Source organism: Citrobacter sp. EC_71 (genome assembly GCF_019584005.1).
Classification (GTDB): domain Bacteria; phylum Pseudomonadota; class Gammaproteobacteria; order Enterobacterales; family Enterobacteriaceae; genus Citrobacter; species Citrobacter werkmanii.
The window spans coordinates 325,480-345,400 of sequence record NZ_VDAY01000002.1 but is presented as its reverse complement, the minus strand read 5'-3'; the positions used below and the strand labels follow the sequence as shown (position 1 = coordinate 345,400).

The 19,921-nt window shown below is 48.3% G+C and carries 15 protein-coding genes; 4 read left to right on the top strand and 11 right to left on the bottom strand.

Features of this window, described 5'->3' with window-relative positions; all coding sequences use genetic code 11:
• Positions 1–60: 60 nt before the first annotated feature.
• From FHD02_RS03425 to dpaL, 6 genes are all read right to left on the bottom strand, one after another.
• A complete protein-coding gene (locus FHD02_RS03425; protein ID WP_220393572.1) occupies positions 61–3,303 on the bottom strand; it encodes a response regulator in 3,243 nt (1,080 codons plus the stop codon).
• Positions 3,304–3,307: 4 nt separating this feature from the next.
• Complete coding sequence (evgA, locus tag FHD02_RS03420; protein ID WP_220393571.1) at positions 3,308–3,922, bottom strand: acid-sensing system DNA-binding response regulator EvgA; 615 nt, start codon at positions 3,920–3,922, stop codon at positions 3,308–3,310.
• A 420-nt stretch (positions 3,923–4,342) separates the two neighbouring features.
• Positions 4,343–5,629, bottom strand: coding sequence for an MFS transporter (locus FHD02_RS03415; RefSeq protein WP_042313230.1), 1,287 nt, complete (start codon positions 5,627–5,629; stop codon positions 4,343–4,345).
• Positions 5,630–5,707: 78 nt separating this feature from the next.
• Positions 5,708–7,300 carry an amidohydrolase family protein gene (locus FHD02_RS03410; RefSeq protein ID WP_220393570.1) on the bottom strand — a complete coding sequence of 531 codons (1,593 nt, stop codon included), beginning with the start codon at positions 7,298–7,300 and terminating at the stop codon, positions 5,708–5,710.
• Positions 7,301–7,368: 68 nt separating this feature from the next.
• On the bottom strand, positions 7,369–8,553 hold the full coding sequence (locus FHD02_RS03405; protein ID WP_137397675.1) for a YgeY family selenium metabolism-linked hydrolase: 1,185 nt from the start codon (positions 8,551–8,553) through the stop codon (positions 7,369–7,371).
• Positions 8,554–8,585: 32 nt separating this feature from the next.
• Positions 8,586–9,800 (bottom strand): diaminopropionate ammonia-lyase, encoded by a 1,215-nt coding sequence (gene dpaL / locus FHD02_RS03400; protein ID WP_220393578.1) that lies wholly within the window; start codon positions 9,798–9,800, stop codon positions 8,586–8,588.
• 381 nt (positions 9,801–10,181) lie between these two features.
• On the opposite strand from dpaL, the gene FHD02_RS03395 reads away from it, so the two are divergent.
• Positions 10,182–11,930: a sigma-54-dependent Fis family transcriptional regulator gene (locus tag FHD02_RS03395; RefSeq protein WP_061382300.1), complete on the top strand. Its 1,749-nt coding sequence runs from the start codon at positions 10,182–10,184 to the stop codon at positions 11,928–11,930.
• A gap of 80 nt (positions 11,931–12,010) precedes the next feature.
• Here the strand turns inward: FHD02_RS03395 and FHD02_RS03390 are convergent, their stop codons facing one another.
• On the bottom strand, positions 12,011–12,511 hold the full coding sequence (locus FHD02_RS03390) for an anti-virulence regulator CigR family protein (RefSeq protein WP_220393569.1): 501 nt from the start codon (positions 12,509–12,511) through the stop codon (positions 12,011–12,013).
• A 329-nt stretch (positions 12,512–12,840) separates the two neighbouring features.
• On the opposite strand from FHD02_RS03390, the gene FHD02_RS03385 reads away from it, so the two are divergent.
• From FHD02_RS03385 to galE, 3 genes are all read left to right on the top strand, one after another.
• Positions 12,841–13,476: a carbonic anhydrase gene (locus FHD02_RS03385; protein ID WP_038632863.1), complete on the top strand. Its 636-nt coding sequence runs from the start codon at positions 12,841–12,843 to the stop codon at positions 13,474–13,476.
• A 220-nt stretch (positions 13,477–13,696) separates the two neighbouring features.
• Positions 13,697–14,635: a hypothetical protein gene (locus tag FHD02_RS03380; RefSeq protein WP_220393568.1), complete on the top strand. Its 939-nt coding sequence runs from the start codon at positions 13,697–13,699 to the stop codon at positions 14,633–14,635.
• A 63-nt stretch (positions 14,636–14,698) separates the two neighbouring features.
• Complete coding sequence (gene galE / locus FHD02_RS03375; protein WP_137361176.1) at positions 14,699–15,715, top strand: UDP-glucose 4-epimerase GalE; 1,017 nt, start codon at positions 14,699–14,701, stop codon at positions 15,713–15,715.
• Positions 15,716–15,761: 46 nt separating this feature from the next.
• Here the strand turns inward: galE and FHD02_RS03370 are convergent, their stop codons facing one another.
• From FHD02_RS03370 to FHD02_RS03355, 4 genes are read right to left on the bottom strand one after another with little or no spacing between them, the layout of a single operon-like run.
• Positions 15,762–17,153, bottom strand: a complete 1,392-nt coding sequence (locus FHD02_RS03370) for a DUF4832 domain-containing protein (protein WP_137361177.1) — start codon at positions 17,151–17,153, stop codon at positions 15,762–15,764.
• Positions 17,154–17,183: 30 nt separating this feature from the next.
• The gene (locus FHD02_RS03365; RefSeq protein WP_042313200.1) at positions 17,184–17,591 is read right to left on the bottom strand and encodes a membrane protein; all 408 of its coding nucleotides are present in this window, start codon (positions 17,589–17,591) and stop codon (positions 17,184–17,186) included.
• Positions 17,592–17,593: 2 nt separating this feature from the next.
• The gene (locus tag FHD02_RS03360) at positions 17,594–18,703 is read right to left on the bottom strand and encodes a glycosyltransferase family 4 protein (RefSeq protein WP_079226115.1); all 1,110 of its coding nucleotides are present in this window, start codon (positions 18,701–18,703) and stop codon (positions 17,594–17,596) included.
• Between the two features lies 1 nt (position 18,704).
• Complete coding sequence (locus FHD02_RS03355) at positions 18,705–19,916, bottom strand: glycosyltransferase family 4 protein (RefSeq protein ID WP_137361178.1); 1,212 nt, start codon at positions 19,914–19,916, stop codon at positions 18,705–18,707.
• Between the last annotated feature and the right edge of the window lie 5 nt (positions 19,917–19,921).

The following is a 19,921-nucleotide window of genomic DNA, read 5'->3' as shown; positions in this document are numbered from 1 at the left end:
GTGATGAATCAAGACATTTCTCTCCTGATCGGGCTGCTACGGCTACCCGATCAGGGGGGATTAATGGCTCATCAGACTGTCGATCTCAATTTCAATTTCCCGCATGACAGCAACAATTTTCTGTAATGCCTGTTGCCGTACAGCCAGCGGAAGATCGTCATGTCGCATAGACTCAAAAGGTTCGCACAGCGTCTGAAGCGCGGTGATACCCAGAATTTGCGCCGAACCATGCAACCGATGAAGCGCCCGTAAAAACAGCTGCGGCTCATCTTGCGCAACGGCTTTCTCAGCCGCTTGTAAATCATTCAGCGTTGCTTCACGGAATGTTTCGAGTATCTCGTTCATTAATGCGCGATCGCCACCGGTATTTTCAGTCAGTACATTGAATTTTAAATGCCGGATTGCACAAGGAGACGCATAGCCCGTGTCGATTTTGCTCAATTCATGCGTCAGCGTCTGGATTGAGACCGGCTTAAACAGACACAAATTCATACCGTTTTGCAGACATCGATCGCGTGACTGCGGGAGCGCACTGGCCGTCAGCCCCCATATTTGCAAGTGAGGTTGTTGACGACGTAGCGAAGCCGCGAGATCAAACCCGTCTTTCTTCGGCATATTCACATCGGTTATCAACAGGTCGTATGATTTTTTGGCCAGTTTAGCTTCGGCTTCCTCGCCATCACAGGCCTCATCCACGCTATAGCCAATGGTATTCAACTGGCGTTTAAGCAGCAGCCGGTTAGTAGGATTATCGTCTGCAATCAGAATCGACAGACACGGTAACGGCAACACAGCGCCAGGGGTATCTCCATCCGGTACTATCGATTGTCGGGCAGTTTCAACCGGAAGCGTAATTGTGAACGTGGTTCCCTGCGACAGAATACTCCTCAGCTCCAGCGTACCGCCCATTAGCGTTACCAGTTCTTTGCAGATAAATAACCCCAGGCCTGACCCCGTTTGTTGACGCCCGCAACGCCCCTGAGCATAACGATGGAACAGTCCAGCCTGCTCTTCTTCGCTAATGCCGCAACCGGTATCACTGATGACGATTGTCAGGGTGCCGTGATTATCTGTGTCCGGAGCCAGACGGGCCGTAACATGAATACTACCCTGCACCGTAAATTTCAGCGCATTGCCCACCAGATTGGTGAGAATTTGCCGCAAAGCCTGCTGATCGACAAATACCCGCTCGTTTACTGGCAACTGGCTGACGCAGGCAAGCGATATACCTTTCTGCCTGGCCAGAGCATCGAAAGAGTGACACTGCAATTCAATAAGCTGCGAGAGATCGGTCCACTGGGGAACAACCTCATATTTTCCGGATTCAATCTTATCAACGTCCAGAATCTTACCAATCAGACCCAGCAATGATTGGGCCGTCGCCCCGGTCAAAGCAATGGCCTCTTTGCGTTGTGCCGGACTGAGCTCTGAGCTTGAGAGTAATTCCACAAAACCAACAATCGAGCTTACCGGGGTACGTAACTCATGGCTCATGCTCGCAAGAAAACGGCTTTTGGCTTTTGTAGCGGCAATCGCTTTATTCTTTTCGCTCTCCAGCTCTTGAGATAAGACCTCTTTGAGATGCAACTGTTCTTCCAGTAACCGCTGCGATTGCTTTCTTTTACGGACTTCACGGGAGAGTGATATCCCCCAGATCAGACTAATAGCAATAAGTACCAGCGCAAACACCACCAGTTGATAGAACTGTTTGCTATATCGGCTCCAGATATCAACCTGGGTATTGGAAATCTTCGACCACTTCTCCGTCATCTGTAAAATTTCACGCGGAGGTATGGCTTGCAGGGCCTTATCAATGACAGACTTCAGCATGGGCTCATGAGAAGAAATAGCAAAACTCACCGATGCACCTGGCATATCAGGAAGCCGGAAGAAGTGCATATTATTCTGGTAGTAATGATCGGTAATGAACTTTGCCGACAATTCAGTCGCAATTGCCGCATCAACGTCGCCCTCCTTGACCATAGCCATGGCAGCGCTACCGGTATCCGCATTCACCCATGTCACCTGCGGATAACGTTGTTTGAGGCCACGCTCCAGAATATGTCCGGCAGGCAGAGCAACGCGTATCGGTTTTTCCAGCAGCGAGTCGGCTGTTTCCTGGCGCGATGTGATAACCACGAATGCAACATTCATCAGCGGATCGCTCAATGCCGAATCATCCTGGTTTTGGTTAGTCGGGGCGATCGTCGGATACATATCCCACTGCCCACCACTGATGAGTTTGGTCTGTTCACTTCTGGACGTGGCTAAAACAGGTTCAAAATCAAGACCCGTTTGCAGATGAATAATATTCAGCAAATCACCAAGAATACCGCGTAACTCGCCGCTGCTATCTACCAGCGTATAGGGCGGGTAATCCGGGTTGATCAAAATGCGGATGGTATGCTTATTCTTCAGCCACTCTTTTTCCTGACGACTGAAAGGAATGGGCGCATTAAGATAAGCAAGATTACCGCGATTTAACCAGTTCTGCATCACCTGCATATGGATTTCATTACTTATTGACGTAATAAAACCATCAAGGATATTTCTTAATAGCGGTTGATTTTCATTAACCACAAAATAATTATATTGTTCTTGCTTGTCAAAATAATGCGTAATAACCAGGGATTGCGAAAAATACCGCGAAATACAATGACTGCTGGTAATATTGTTACCAATATAATATTGGTTATCATCGTTCACTACCGACGCCATTGCCTGATACTCGTCGTCATAAAATGAGACTTTAGCATCAGGAAAAGCGTCCTGGATAACGTTAAGAAAAGGGCAATCCCGCACACATGCGACGCTGACCTTATGGTGCGTCGTCAGCGGTAGCATGGTGTTTTTTAATGACGTCACAAGCGTCGGCCACGTTGTGAGTAATGCTGAAGTACGCAGTAAATGCCCGCCGACATCCTGCCGCCGGGAAAGCTGGGTTATCAACGTATCAACATCATTATTAGCGAGTGCGGCAAGCGCCTGCTGCTCGTTATCATATTGCTTTATAACAATTTTTACATTGAGACTTTTTTGCATTAGCGCAAGGTAGTCCGCGTTAACGCCCCGATAATTTTCCCCGCTGTTTTGATAGACAATAGGGGAGACTTCCGGTAACCAGGTGCCAACCACTAATGTTTTTTTATGCGCCAACCAGTTGGTTTCTTCCCTGTTGAAGCTGATATTTTGTACCGCAGTATTATAGTTACTTTTTAGCTCAACCTGGCGCGCTGAACTCACATCCGTAGATAATCCGATGGTAAATATGACCATCAAAAAAATAAATAAGCGTTCCAGCATTACTCTACCCTATTTTATTTCTTTGCGCGTAATCATAAATTTCCATTAATGAAGAACAATCTAACTTTTCCATTAAACGACTTTTATAGGTACTCACCGTTTTATTACTGATATTCATTTTACTGGCAATAGTGCTGTAATCCATGCCATTAAGAATATAACGCAACACTCTCATTTCCTGTGTCGATAATGTATCAAGTTTATCCTGCTCGCTGACCGATGAGCCAGTAAAGTGCTCAAGGGAGAAGGGGAAATAACTATAACCATTTTTGGCGGCTTCGATAGCGGCAAGAATATTATTCATGCCTTCTTTTTTACTCACAAATCCGTTGGCACCGTATTCAGCACTGCGTTTACCATAAAAATATTCATTTTTTGATGAAATGATAATGATCACGCCAGCATAGTGCCGCTTGCGTAATTGTTCCAGTACCTCGATGCCACTGATACCAGGAATGTCCACATCGATAATTAGCAGCTCAGGTTTGTTTTTTTCAACCACCTGCACGACTTGCTCGCCACTGTCGAGCTCAGTGGTCACAGTGATACCATTAGTATCGAGTAAGTTGCGAATGGCAATGCGGGCCAAAGGGTGATCATCAACGATTATCGCGTTCATTGCGTATAAGAATCCCGATAAATAAAGAGAGGCGATGGCTATAGTGCAGGTGAGTCTTCGATATTATTAATTTATAAGCGCCAGACCCAGGACGCAAATTCTAACATAGTCACGTGTATATTTTATGATTTTTTCATAATTAAGATGAATAAACCATAAAAATAACATTTAGATTTACAAGAATTAAACCTTGAGCCTTTCTGTAGATCAAATCATTAACACATAACAGAGGGAATATTCCTACACATGTAGGACTGGTCTTTCATTTATTATGCTTAATTCTTAATAAAAGAAGAGAAATAGAATTACCGTGGTAACTGTACATCTGGCGGGAAATTCAGTTATTGCGAGTACTTAAACGCTAATACCCGTCAATCCCTGTGGCCCTGAAACAGCAGAGCCACAGGAGACAGACATTAATCAAGCCTGACTGGGTAATGCTCCAACCGCGCGCGAGTTTTTCACGGTCAGCGTAACGACGGCAGAACATAACAGTGCGGCAATCATAAAGATAAAGGCGCTGTTATAGCTTCCTGCGCTGCTTTGGATCAGCCAGCCGATGATAGGTGCGGAAACAACGCCCGCCATCTGACCGCCAAAGTTAACGATCCCCGACGCCCGTCCCATAATGTTGCTGGGGATGGTATCCATCAAAATTCCCCAGAACGTCGCCATAGCGAAGAACATGAACAGGGCTGAAATACACTGATAAACCACCGCCATATCTGCACTACTCACGCTGAAGGTCAGATACAGGAAGCCTGCAGCAATGACAGAGGTTACGACGTACAACGTTTTACGCATCGGTTTGAATTTATCTGAACAGTATCCGCCTAACAAAGTCCCTCCTGCACCAAACAGGAACGGAATTGCCGCCATTACGCCGGTCTTGGCCAGAGAAAACTCACGTACAGTGATCAGGTAACTGGGTAACCAGGTTGAAAAACCCCAGAAGGTGATATCAAACAAAAACCAGATACTTGCCATTTGCCACAGCACCGGCATTTTGAGTACGTCTTTAAACGCGATAGCGCTGGTGTTTTGCAGACCACCCTGATCGTCAACGGCCAGTTCCGCCAGATCCTGCTGCGTAATGGCGGGGTGATCTTTCGGGTTGTCACGCGTAAATAAGTAGATCCCTGCGGCGATAAACAGGCCAGGAATACCCAGCACGATAAAAACCATATGCCAACCAAAAGCCCCGATAATGCTTGCTGCAACCACGACCGCCAGCGCCGGGCCTAAGGTGTTCACCGTTGATTGAATCGCCGTCGCACGTCCGCGTTCTTTCGACGGGAAATAGGTCGAAATCATTTTCCATGAGGCCGACGGGAAGCACCCTTCGCCGATACCAAAGAAGAAGCGTACGGCCAGCATCAGCGGTAGCGTCAGCACAGCGCCGGTTAAGCTGGTAAAAACAGACCACCAGGCAATACCAATGGCCATAATTTTACGTGAGCCAAACTTATCCGCCAGTAAACCACCGGGAATTTGAAATGCCGCATAACCAATAAAAAAGGCGCTAATAATTAAACCTTGTTGGGTCGTATCCAGATTTAAATCTTTGCCGATATAAGGGAGCGAAACGCTCATGACCATTCTGTCGAGAAAAGAGAGGAGCCACGCCAGCCAGATCAATGTCAGGACGGTATATCTTGCTTTCCAGGTCTTTGGTTTACCTGAAGGTAAAGATGTTTGTAGGTTCATTGTGATGTCCTTAGGGTGTAGTGATCTACCGCGGCTATAAATAGTCGCGATAGATCAATGCGTGTTTAGCGTTATTTATTAATATTCTTTTCTTATAACCGTACCGCTACAGGCATAACTTTCCGTGCCATTAATTAAGGCAATGCGCCCATTAACCATGACAACTTCAATCCCTTGCGGATACTGATTAGGTTCAACAAACGTGCCCTTATCAGCAATAGTGTTCGGATCGAACATCACGATATCCGCCGCGTAACCCACCTTCAGCAGCCCACGATCCTGCAGGCCCAGCACCTCAGCAGGTTTACCCGTCATTTTGCGAATTGCCGCTTCCCAGCTCAGACATCCCTCTTCACGTACGTATTTACCGAGCACACGTGGGAATGCGCCAAACACGCGCGGGTGCGGTTTTCCGGCCCCCATTAAACCGTCGGTACAAACGTTTTGCTCTGGCCGACAGAGAAACTTAATCACATGCTCTTCAGTGCCGTAGAAGTCGACCATTCCAACGGCGTTTTCTTCTTCAAAAAGCAGGTCGAAGGTGGCGTTGTAGGGGTCTTTCCCGCGCAATTCCCCCAACTGGACGAGGTTCAGACCAACGGCATCCTGATTTTTGGCCGTTTTCACGCTGGTAACAAAAATCTGGTCCAGACCGGCAAAATCGATAAAGTTATCCCAGCCGGGAATACCCTGCTGAATATCCTCGATCATTTTGGCGCGCAGTTCAGGTGAGGCCAGGCGTTCCAGTAATTTGTCTGTTCCACCGGAGTGGACCCATGGCGGCAGGATCACGCCAAGCATCGTGCTACCCGCCACATATGGATACTGGTCGAAAGAGATGCGGATCCCCTCTTCCTGCGCCTGCTCCAGCATCCCCAGCATCTGGTCGATCAGACCCCAGTTTTTCTTTCCGCAAACCTTCATATGTGAAATATGTAGCCAGACGCCAGTGGCTTTGGCGATATCAATCAGTTCCTGCGTTGAGTTGATAATATCGTCAGCTTCACTGCGCTGATGTACCACAAAGATCCCGTTATATTTCGCCGTGACCTTGCACAGTTCAATCATTTCGGCAGTATCGCCAAAGGCGCAAGGCATATAGATAAGCCCGGTGGAAAGACCAAACGCTCCCGCTTTTAATTCCCGCTCAAGGACTTCGCACATCTTCGCCACATCTTCACGGGTGGAAGGCCGTCCATCCAGCCCCATAGCCTCCATGCGCACGTTGCCATGCGGAACTAAATAGGCAAGGTTTGTCGCCGGATGTCGAGATGCCAGCAGATTGAGATAATCGTCCGTATTTTTATATTTCCAGTCTATTTTGTCGGTATCGCCGTCAAGGCCGGCGATATTTTTACGCCACGCTGGAATATATTCTTCCGGCAACGGCGCTAACGCGACGCCATCCTGCCCCAGCAATTCAGTGGTAATTCCCTGACGAATTTTCGCCGACAGCGCGGGGTTAATAATCGCCGACAAGTCAGAGTGTGTATGGGTATCAATAAAGCCAGGACAAATAATTTTTCCCGTCGCATCAATGACCTGTTCATTGACGCCAACGTCTATTTGACCGATTGCGACAATACGTCCTTCATCAACGACCACATCGGCAATTCTGCCTTCACTGCCCGTCCCATCGATCACATTTCCGTTTTTGAAAATGGTTTTCATCGTTATTCTCCATTGCGGCGGCGCTGCGCGGCACCGCCTGTAAGGTAAGAGGATTTTTATCGTTCTTTTTATTGGCGATAGAGTGTCTGGATGATGCTGTAATAGCCGCTGGCCGAACCGGTTAACTGATCGATCTCGATATACTCATCAATGGTGTGCGCCAGATTTTCACGCGAAGGTCCGAAGCCAATAGTTTTAATTCCCGCTTCGCCCGCATAGTGGCTACCGTTGGTGCAAAATGAATATTGCGTGATGCTCGGATTAAACCCGGCCTCACGAACGCCAGCCAGAGCGGCCTGCACGAATTCGTCCGACTCGTCATACACCCAGCCCGGGAAGAAGCGCTCTCCCTCAATAGTGGCACCTGTATAACAAGACTCCTGACCCACCGCGTAGGAGACACGGGCCTTAAATTGCGGATCCTGCGCGATGAATTCTGCAAGGGCATTTTCCAGCGGGGCAATCACGCTTTCTTTGGTTTCGCCCACCAGCAAACGGCGATCGTAGGTTGCGCGGCAGTAATCCGGCACGACCGAGGCCCCCGGGTACGGCGAAGATTTAATGTCGGTCAGTTCGAGAATGCCAGGCCCGAGTACCGGGTGCGTTGGCGGGGTAATGGTGCGAATTTTGTCGATCAATTGCGCCATTTTATACACCGCGTTAATCCCTGCCTGCGGGTTGGCGGAGTGCGCAGGTTTACCAAACGTTTCAACCACAATTTCAGCACGGCCACGCTGGCCAATTTTCAGGTTTAGCTCGGAAGCTTCACCGATGATTACGTAGTCTGGCTTATAGCGCTCGCTGACCAGGCGAGCGGCAATACCTTCAAAGCACTCTTCATGCACGATGCAGGCAACGTAGATTTTCCCGGCAAAATTGCGCTGATTGTCCTGGCCGAAAAAACCCACGGCGGAGATCATTGCCGCCACGGCGCCTTTCATGTCGGTCGTACCGCGACCATAAATCTTGCCATCTTCGATATCACCGCCGTACGGGTTGCGGGTCCACTTCTCTTCGTTCACCGGCACGGTATCAATATGCCCATCGAGAACCAGCGTTTTCCCAGGCTGATTACCCACGATACCGCCAACAATGTTGCCGTACTTATCAACATGGATGTCATCGAACTGGTAATGCTGCATCATTGTTTTTATGGCATTAACCACTTCCCCTTCCTGACCGGAATAACTTTTTTGTTGGATTAGCGCCTGACAGTTTTTAATCACTTCTTCAATACGGTTTGCAGATAACATGGGTTTCTCCGTTCTTATTCTCAATCAGGAAATTATTTGTTGATGCCTGGGTACTGACCGCCCCAGACAATATCCAGATACTGTTGTGGGTCAGTGTCACCCTCAGTACTTATCAACAACACGCGGGAATGCTCATCCAGTCCCAGTTGCGCACGCGTTTGCGCCAGTTCAGGTGAGGACATCAACAGTGACAGCAGGCCGGTCGTCACCGCCCCGGACTCACCGGAAACGATCTGCGGATCGCCTGCCAGCGGATTACCCAACATGCGCATGCCAAGCGCCGCAACCTCATCCGGGCAGGAGGCAAATGCGGTGGCATAATCACGCAACAGCTTCCAGCCGATGCTATTTGCCTCACCGCAGGCGAGACCAGCCATCACGGTTTGCAAATCTCCGCCCACCGCTATGGCATCACCCTCTTTCGAGCGGGCTGAGCGGTAGAGACAATCGGCAATTAACGCCTCGGCGACGATCACTTTCGGGCGATTTTCTCCCCATGCCGCTGTCACCATCCCCTGAACCATGCCGGCAAACGAGCCAACACCTGCCTGAACAAAAATATGCGTCGGCGCAACCTGATGCAGCTGGTCGATCGCCTCCAGCATCAGCGTGCCGTAGCCCTGCATAATCCACTGCGGGATTTTTTCATACCCTTCCCAGGCGGTATCCTGCACCACAATCCAGCCATGCTTTTCCGCCTGTTCTGCGGTCATGCGAACCGCATCGTCATAGTTCATATCGACGATTTCAGCGGTAGCGCCTTCGTTACGGATAGACGCCAGACGTTGCTGCGAAGAGCCTTTTGGCATGTAAACCACGGCATTTTGCTTCAGCTGTCGCGCCATCCAGGCAACGCCGCGACCGTGATTGCCATCGGTGGTGGTAGCAAACGTAACGGTTTGCAGATCGCGGCGCACCTCTTCGCTGGTCATCACATCAAACGGTAATTCGCTGATATCTTTACCGACTAATTCTGCGATATGGCACGCCATCGCATAGGAACCGCCCAGCGCTTTAAAGGCTTTCAGGCCAAAACGCTGCGACTCATCTTTGAGGTAGATATTTTTTACGCCCAGTTTTTGTGAAAGTGCCGGCAGCGTATACAACGGCGTTGGGGAATATCCCGGAATAGACCGATGAAAATTCAACGCCTTGACCAACTCCTGGCGGCTAAACGGAGCCAATGGCGCGTTCGGATGTTCGGTAAACGATGTCTGGTTGATAAAAAATGATAAGTTTTCCTGCATCATAAAACCTCATTGTGCTGGTAATCCATTCCCTGCAATTGATGTCATACAGAGATATTTCCGCTATCGGTAATGCCAATAGAGCAAAATGCTTACCAGCTTTTTATTAATTGAGTAAAATCTTATAAATAATTTAATAAATACTTAAATTTCAATTAAATAGACAGAAGAAAAGATTTGCAGCCAAAAATATCATCGTGTTAGTTTATCGTTTCATTTTGATAAATTCTCATAATTAATAAATAGTGTGATCGCGGAAGATAAAATAAAAAAAAACATACTAAAACAGAGCAGTAGATTGATTTTTCGCAAATCATTTTGGGATTAGTTCGCCTATTTATCACTTTTCATGATAAATGCGACACACGCCGGAGAAGTAGCATGATTTCAGTACTCAGCAATATTCAGGATGATATATGCAATTATGCCGATGCTATTTCTGGCATCACCGGAACGGATGTTGAGATCATTGATGAATCTTTAATGCGCATCGCTGGCACCGGTAAATACCGGCATATGCTCAATGAAAACGTGGCAAAAAATGGCTATATCTACCGCCACGTTTTGCAGGTGCGGGAAACGGTACTGATCAAAAATCCTGGCGAACATCCGCTGTGTCAGTTATGTGAAAAACACCACTATTGTTCTGAAATGCTGGATTTGAACGCACCAATTTTTCTCAACAATCGCGTCATTGGGGTGATCGGGATTATTTGCTCAACCCAGGCGCAGCGAGACACTCTCCTGAGCCAGATTGAGAAATTTGTTACTTTCATTGAGCAAATAGCCGTGATGATTTCCAGTAAGGTTTTTGAATGTCTGGAACGTTTACGCGCGCAGGAAACGCTGGGCGCTTTTCGCCGTCTGATCGACGCCATGGACCGCGGCGTCGTGGCAATCGATGGTCATGGTCTTGTCTGGCATGCCAACCATTCAGCCGATCGCATTCTCAATCGCGAGGTTCAGGGATTACCGTTGACCATTGAAACAACCGGGGACAGTTTGTATGGCGATGAGGAGGCCTGGCTGACGCTCGAAGGTCAGAAATACCATGTGCTGTGCAAGCAAATTTCGCTCTCGTCTTTGGATAACGATCGCTTGACCATGATTATCTTTCGTGACGCGCACGACTACCTGAGCACCCTACTTCCATCGCCTTATGAGGCCGACACCCAGGTGCGGTTGATTGGTCACTCCCCCTTGATGGAACAGCTCAGAAGCACCATCGGTAAAATCGCCAACAGCTATGCCAGTGTGCTCATTACCGGCGAAAGTGGCTCAGGAAAAGAGGTCGTGGCATTTGCCATTCACCAGAGCAGCCCCCGTAAAGCCGCCCCCTTCGTAACAATCAACTGTGCTGCCATTCCCGAACAGTTGTTGGAAAGCGAACTGTTTGGCTATGTGCGCGGCGCATTCAGCGGGGCCGACCCCAAAGGCCGAGTGGGAAAATTTGAGCTGGCCAACGGCGGCAGTCTGTTTCTGGATGAGATCGGCGATATGCCGCTTCATCTGCAGGCTAAGCTGCTCAGGGTTCTGCAGGAAAAGGCGATCACTCGCGTCGGGTCTAACAACACCATCAATATTGATGTACGAATTATTGCCGCGACCAACAAAAATATTAACGCCATGGTGGAGAATAATCAGTTTCGCGAAGATCTTTTCTATCGCCTGAACGTGGTCCCGTTGGTTCTTCCCTCTCTACGCGAACGACGAGCAGATATTGCCGTTCTCGCGCAATATTTTGCCGATGAGTTTTCGGTCAGTTATCAGCGACCGTCGCAAAAGCTCCCCGATGACGTCATCAACCGCCTCTATGCCTGGCACTGGCCTGGCAACATTCGTGAATTACGTAACGTCATCGAATATATTTTCGTGATGCGCGGGGAAGCCGCTGGGATCAACGCCAGCCATCTGCCTCCTTACCTGCTCACCGCAGCTGACGGCAGAAAAACGTCGATGACAGCCCAGCCTCAGCAGCTTGCTAATAAGGGAAAGCAAGCGGAAAGGGAGGCCATTGAAAATGTCATCCAGCGATTTGGCGCAAGCGTGGAGGGAAAAAAACAGGCAGCGACTGAACTGGGGATCAGCATTGCCACGCTTTATCGAAAAATAAAGCTATACGGGTTATGACCCCCATCTTACTTAACGAAAAAGCCTGCGTAATGCGGGCGTCCGGCAGGTACAACAGAGCAAATCAATTCCCTGGCGACTTAATCAAACACACCATTAATAACAGCAGTAACAATCGCCGTGCTCAGTGCAATTAACACTAAATTGTCGCCAACGACCTGCCATTCATAGCCAGGGTAATACGGCAGTTGATTCAACATTGAGGCTGGGACGCTCTTTTTAGCGATCCCCGGAGGAAGCGGTTTTCCTCGCGCCAGATTTTTGGCGATACCTGGCGGCAGTGATTTATACCCCGTCAAACCGTATCTGACAGCATACTGCCTGGCCACGTTATAGCTGATGTCGCTATCCACATGATCCGGCCTGCCATAATTTTTACGCTGTTCTGCATGTGAATTATTTTTTTGACCGGCGTTTCCTTTCTGGCTGTTATCACTATTACCCTTGTTTCCGCTGTTGCCATGGTTGCCACTGTTACCATTCCCGTTGCCGTTACCGGGGTTAGCGAATACAGGGGTGGCACACATCGTCATCGCGGCAACGGCGACTAAAGCCGTTGCTAAAGTACGGAGTCTGGACATGATGATTCCTTAAGATGTGGATACATATAAAAATGTAAGGTATTCCATGATGACTGGCTATCGCTATAACTCCGATTTATTGGCAAAAAAAGCGATGGCTTTTTGCCAGGCATAAGTCTGCGAATGCCCGCATTTGAAGTTTACCCCCGCCATCTGTTAACTCAGGAACGGCAGAACGCGTATCTCATTTCGCCCTCACTACGCTGGAGAAAAATTAGCCAGAAATGTTGCAAAACTGCTATAAAGTCTTTCCCTTCTGTCGGCTGGTGTTAAACTGGAAAGTGTGATCTTCATCATAACCTGTTCAAACAGAAAAAAGAGACACTGCTATGCAACATATCATTGAGGGCTTCCTCAACTTCCAAAAAGAGATTTTCCCTCAACGTAAGGAACTCTTTCGCAGCCTGGCATCCAGCCAGAATCCAAAAGCGCTTTTCATTTCCTGTTCCGATAGCCGTCTGGTGCCGGAACTGGTGACCCAGCAAGAGCCGGGGCAGCTTTTCGTTATTCGCAACGCCGGCAATATCGTACCGTCTTTCGGTCCCGAACCTGGTGGTGTCTCCGCCACTATCGAATATGCGGTAGTTGCACTTGGCGTGACGGATATCGTCATCTGTGGTCATTCCAACTGTGGCGCGATGAAAGCCATTGCTGATAGCCAGCCTCTGGATCCGATGCCCGCAGTGGCTCACTGGCTGCACTATGCCGATGCCGCCAAAGCCGTGGTTGAGAAAAAAACCTGGGATAACCCCATCGATAAAGTTAACGCCATGGTGGAAGAGAACGTTATTGCGCAGTTGAACAATATTAAAACGCATCCTTCAGTAGCTGTTGGACTGCGAAATAATGCGCTGCGTCTGCATGGCTGGGTGTATGACATCGAAAGTGGTGAAATTCGTACCCTGGATAAAAACAGCAAAACCTACGTTTCCCTTGCTGACAACCCGCAGGTGCATTTCGAGTAACCCCTCCACTGGAGCAAGGATGCTCTGGACATTTTTTCCTACTTTTGTGCTACCGACAAAAAAACATCTGCAACTAGTTTTTAAGATAGGCGTAGATATTTCTACATCAGTCATCGCGCATTCATTCAACATTGCGGCAAATGACATGTAGTGACCTGCAAAACGGCTGTCCCTATAGGCATTTTTTCAAGTTGCAGGCGATAACAAGGAGTATGCGCAAATGCTAGCGAAAATAAAACGAATGATAAAAATGTTATTCTATCATGAGTCATGGGACATCATGATTCTAAAGGATCATGGCTCACACTTATTCCCCGCTAATACTCTGGAAATACTGAGTAAAACTGCTGCCCAGCAGTTAAAAAAGAAATATACGTTTCAGGCCGACCCTTTTATTATTGAAAAGGCCGATAAACTGTATGTTTTTTATGAAGCTTTTAGCTTTCGAAACTCGAAAGGTACGCTAAGATGCCGTATTCTGGATCGTGAACTGACTGAAATCGATGATGTTAAACTTGAGGGCTTTGACGACTTAAAGTGTCATTTGTCATTCCCTTTCCTGATTCATATCAACGATCAGCTATTCATGATCCCCGAGTCTTCAGAAAGAAAAGAAGTCATACTGTTTCAGTCGGTAGAGTTCCCGGTACGCTGGAAGAAAATCAAAGTCTTAATATCGGATACTGAAGTAACAGATAATGTGTTTCTCACAATTAATGAAACCTGTTATCTTTTATCCACCACAATGGATAATGAAATTATTATTCACTCTGCTGAGAATATCTATGGGCAGTGGCAGCGGATTGCCCCCTCATTGAAGGTGAGCAACCATCACCATCGGGGAGCGGGTGCGCCCTACCTTGTCGATAACAAAATGTACTTCCTCACCCAAGAATGCACGCCTGAAACCTACGGAAAATCCATCTACATCAAAGAATTAGTCACATTAAGCAATACTGTATTTGATGAAAGCCTGATCGAGAAAATCAATTCCTCGATCAACCACAGTGATGGTGTCCATACACTAAACTTCTCAAATAATTATATTGTTTATGACACTAAAATAAACAAGTTCAGTTTTTTATCTATACTTAAAAAAATATCTTACAAATGTATGGTGAGATATCGTAACTACAACCTTACCAGACTTCACCAATAGCAAGTTTTCTATGGTAGTGGCGTGAATCAAAACCCGTTTTGATAGCATAAATCTGGAGTCTGTATGGCAATTTTTGTCACTGGTGGCGCAGGTTATATTGGTTCACATACTGTTTTAACACTACTGGAAAGAGGCGATGATGTCGTTGTCGTTGATAATCTGTCGAACTCTTCTCGAGTCTCGCTGGACAGAGTCGCGGAACTTGCCGGCAGGGAACCGACTGTCTATATCGCCGACGTTCGGAATCGGCAGGCCTTAAAGCACATTTTCACCCGCCATAACATCACTGATGTCATTCATTTTGCGGGACTCAAATCGGTTTCAGAGTCGATAAAAGAACCCCTCGCCTACTATGAAAACAACGTCACTGGTACGCTGGTATTACTGGATGAGATGCTGGCCGCGGGCGTTAATCGTTTTATTTTTAGCTCATCGGCCACAGTATACGGTAATCCGGAAAGCGTGCCGCTAAGCGAGCAATCACGCACGGGCGGTACGACCAATCCGTACGGCACGTCTAAATTAATGGTCGAACAGATTCTGGCAGATTTTTCACGCGCACAGCCCGATTTTCGCATCACCTGCCTGCGCTATTTTAACCCGGCCGGTGCCCATCCATCGGGTCGAATTGGCGAAGATCCTAACGGTGTTCCTAATAATCTGGTCCCGTATATCTCCCAGGTCGCAATTGGTAAACTTGAAACCGTGTCGGTATACGGCAATGACTATCCAACCTTCGACGGTACCGGCGTTCGTGATTACATACACGTTATGGACCTGGCGACCGGCCACTTAGCCGCGTTGGATTGCCAGAACAAAGGCGCTGCCTACAAAGTGATTAATCTCGGTACCGGAGTCGGGTATTCCGTGCTTAACCTTATTGAGGCGTTTGAAAAAGCAGCGCAAACAAAAATTAATTATCAGTTTGCCGCCAGAAGACCTGGGGACATTGCCGAGTGTTGGTCAGACCCTTCTCTGGCGCGAAAAGAGTTAGGCTGGCAGGCTATTTATAGCCTTGATGACATGATGCGCGACACGTGGAACTGGCAAAAAAATAACCCGAATGGTTATAACCTGTGATGTTCTCAGCAACGAGCCTGGTCACCAGGCTCGTTGCTTTACCGGGCTAGCGTGACGTTATGGTTGATACACGATACCAGCCGCTGCTCTGCTTCCCTTCATTGGCAAAGTTAATTCTCGCCGCACCGGATTTATCCAGCATCGCAACCTCAATCGCATATTGCCCTTTCGCCAGTCGACCTGGCATAGGCAGCGCATAACTGACCTGATGAATTCCCGGGAGCCAACGTCGTATATCATCCGCCGCATTACCCTGCGCCACCACCTTATTGGCACTGTCTACCACACGAAATGCCAGCGTATAGGGCAGGTAGATAGGTGCCACACCATCGTTATACCAGGTACTGTTCAACGTCAGCGTGTGTCCACCGCTCCACACGGCCTCATGGCTCAGGGATGCTAAGCGAAATCGATAGCCCAGTTTGGTCAGCGCATCATCGACAATCGGTCGATAATCGCTGGGTATCGCTCTCGATTTCAGGTTGATAGTACTGGCATGCTGTTTGAACGCCCAGTCAAAAATCCCCTGCACTTCGGCGCGCGTATAATGAAAAGAATTCTTCCAGTCCTGCATATACGAACAGATTTCCAGACTCACTGGCGCGCGTTTCCAGGCATCGTTAAACCCTGCATAACTTTGCTGCGCTGCCAGTAATCGCTGCGGGTAATCATCTTGCATATGATTCCAGGCGTCTGAAAACACGCGCAGGTCACCCCAACAGTCCGCTCGCCACCCGGCCCCACGCGCCACCGCATTTGCCAGGCTTTGCCCACCGCTTATCAGCATAATTTTGGGCGTTTTGGGAAAGGCAGAAAAGTGCATCGCAACGTAGCGATCCAACTGTCCGGTGGTGTATCGCTCCAGGAGTGGCTTCAGATCGGGGAAGTTGCTGTTATGCCACTCGCCCCACGAACCCACCATGCCGATATCAACAAAAGCGAGATTCTCATTACCATCGTAGCGCTGACCCAATGTGTTGAGCAGACGCTGGCTGTATTCGATAAACAGTGGGTCATCTAAATCCGGTACAAACGTCTTATTATCAGACGTCCAGGTTCCTTTTACGCCTTTTTTAATCAGCCAGTCGGGAATTTTAGTGCCATCCGCCGGGTCGGCAAGCGCCATAAATCGTAGCCCGACATTCATCGCGGGACGGTGCGCCGCAGCGTATCTAAAGGCATCATCCACCAGCGCAAAATTGTACTGCCCTTCAACAGGTTCCAAATCTCGCCAATAAAATCGCTCATACTCGAACCCGGTATTGGGATAATCCGCCAGGCTCAGCGTTTCACCGTATCCCTGATGAAAACTGGCAACGCCAATCCCCGGGTTGGTCAACGGCCCCGTCAATGCTTTGGGGGTTACGGTCGTTAATGCGGCCATCACCGACAGCGGGAGGAACATACCCAACAGCGCAGAAACCCATTGACACTTCATCGCAGTAACGCCCTCGCAGGTTTAATAACACTAGTGTTTTTTCAGGTTTAACCACCAGTCCCAAATACCGACGTGAAAATTTTGGAATACATCAATACCTAGCGCTGATTTGATCATATACAGCGTCAGCAATATGCAGCAGGTGACGAACAGCACGGCGATCAACAGCAAAAAAGTGAGCAAGATCCGCGACAAGGTCGATTCCTGGCGATGCTGGCGGCGTAAATCTCTGCCAAACAAAAAAACCAGATAAAAACGTTTACTGAAAAAAGGAAAACTCCGGCGAATATCAATCTGATGCCGTGCAGCCAATGTCGAGGCCAGGATCGCGTTTTCCACCCCTGCTTTTTGTTCCGGGGTCAACTCCTCCGCTATTTGCTCATCAAGGTGAGCATAGAACCGTTCGATGACGGGGGGACGATTTTGAGGACTGGTCAAAATTAACCTATATCTTTATCAATTGAGTGGTAGACGTTGACTGTCTTTTTGGCGATTTCATGCCAATTATAGTTTTGCAAATATACACGATAGTCCACACGATTGGCTGTCACCCACTGGGTTAATTTCCCGGCCAGACTGTTCACGTCCCCGACCTTAAAATAGGCTGCGACAGGTAACTGAACTTCAAGGTTAGCCGGAATATCACTGACCACAGCGGGAAGAGAAAAGGACATCGCTTCCAGCAGCGCAATAGGTAGACCTTCGTGATATGAAGGCATCACAAACAGTTTCGCCTGTGAAAATACCGCCTGCAGTTCATCACCGCGTAAAAATCCGGTCATCACCACACCAGGCGTGTCGGCGGCCAGCTTTTTGAGGCGAATGCTGTATTCGGTCGGATGATCTGCATCGCCAATTAACACCAGCGGCAGGGTCAAACCGCTATGTTGATAAGCGGCGATGGCGTCATGCATCCCTTTTTCTTCTACAAATCGTCCAACCACCACAAGATAATTTTTCGGCTGTAGCCCAAAGCGGGAGAGCGTATTTTCGATAGTCAGCTCAGATAACAACCGCGGCTCATTCACGCCGTTGTGAATTAAATGCGCGTCATAGCGACCATGTTTTTTCTGGATCAGTTGATTAATCACCTCAGAAATCACAATCACCTCGTGGGCGTATCTCACCGCCCAGCGCTCACCCAGCAACAGTATTTTTTTGGCAATGAATCCCCATTTCTGACGATCGTAGTCAGGCCCATGGTGGGTAAAAACGACCTTTTTGCCCAGGACGCGTAATAATGGAATCACAAGGCCCGGTCCGATAGCATGCACATGCACAATATCCGAATGGTCGAAAACTGTCCTCAATGCCGCTAAAACGGAATGCACAATCGCTTCCAGCGAGCGTTTTTTGGGCGCCCACAGCGCATAGGTTTCGACTTTCTTATACGTTGACCGTTTGTAATTTACATACGGTGAGCGAGCGATAACACAAATATCAACATCGAGCTGCTGCTTAATAGCAGGATAAAGATTCTGGCAGTGAGTCTCCACGCCGCCCAACACATCCGGAATACCTCGTGTGCCAAAAACCGTTATTTTTTTCATACTAGGGCCTGCTAAGCAGTTCTTTATACAGCGCCAGCAAGGTGTCCATATGTTTGCTTAGCGCATATTTTTCACTTAACCGCGCCCGACCCTGTAACCCCATAACCCGCGCTTTCTCTGGCGAGTCGGCCAGCGTCTCCATCGCATTCGCCAACGCTTGCACGTTGCCCGGCTCGAATAAAATCCCTTCACTACCGTCACGAATTTGTTCCGGGATCCCGCCAATGCGCGATCCAATCACCGGCTTGCCCAGGGACATCGCCTCTAATATCGCCATGGAACAGTTTTCATAACATTCAGAAGGAAGGATTACCGCCCGTGCATGCTTAATAAGCTTATCAAGGGCTTCCCCTTGCTGCACATAACCTAAAAATTCAACATCCGGGTATTTGGCGACTAACTCGTCATGTAGCGGGCCGTGGCCCACAATTTTCAACGGCGCTTTGTTCTGCATTTTCTCATGTGCCGCCAACAGCGTTGCCACCCCTTTTTCACGGCTCAGGCGACCAAAGAACAGCATATAGCCTTCATCGCTTGCCTCATCCAGAGGACGACTGTCATCTACGCCATTGACGATCACATCAATGCGCGACTTCGGCAGCGTACGCAGCAGCACCCCGCGTAAAAAAACGCTCGGCGAAACGATCACATCCAGCGCCTGGTAATTTTGCGCAATGTATTGCCAGGTTGCCTCCAGAGAGAGCAATAAGCTTTTTGAGGCGGAACCTTCCTGGCAACGATACCTGAAAGCATTAAAAACCGTGCCGGTGATACAGGAGTCACACACTTTGCCGTCGCGCAACATGGAATACGTAGGGCAGACAATCTTATAGTCATGCGCAGTCAGTACCGTTTTGCAGCCAAAATTGCGCGCAACTTTTATCAGCGCCGGCGTTAATTGGTGATAGATATTATGAAAATGAACGATATCCGGGCGCTCTTTTTGCAATAACGCCAGCATCTTTTTGCAGGCCTGCGAATTATGAATAAAGTTAACCGCCGTTTTGAGCCCACCCAACAAATTACTTTCCTGGTGGTAGTCCACATTGCTGACAAAATAATCCGCATAGTCCGAAGGGAAATTTTTCTCATGCTGCATCGAGAAATCAATCACCTGCACTCCGGCCTGTTTCAGCATATCGCGCTCTTGAAAATAAACCGTTTCCGCGCCGCCTTTGATGAAAAAAAACTTATTTACTAATAAAACTTTCATGGCGT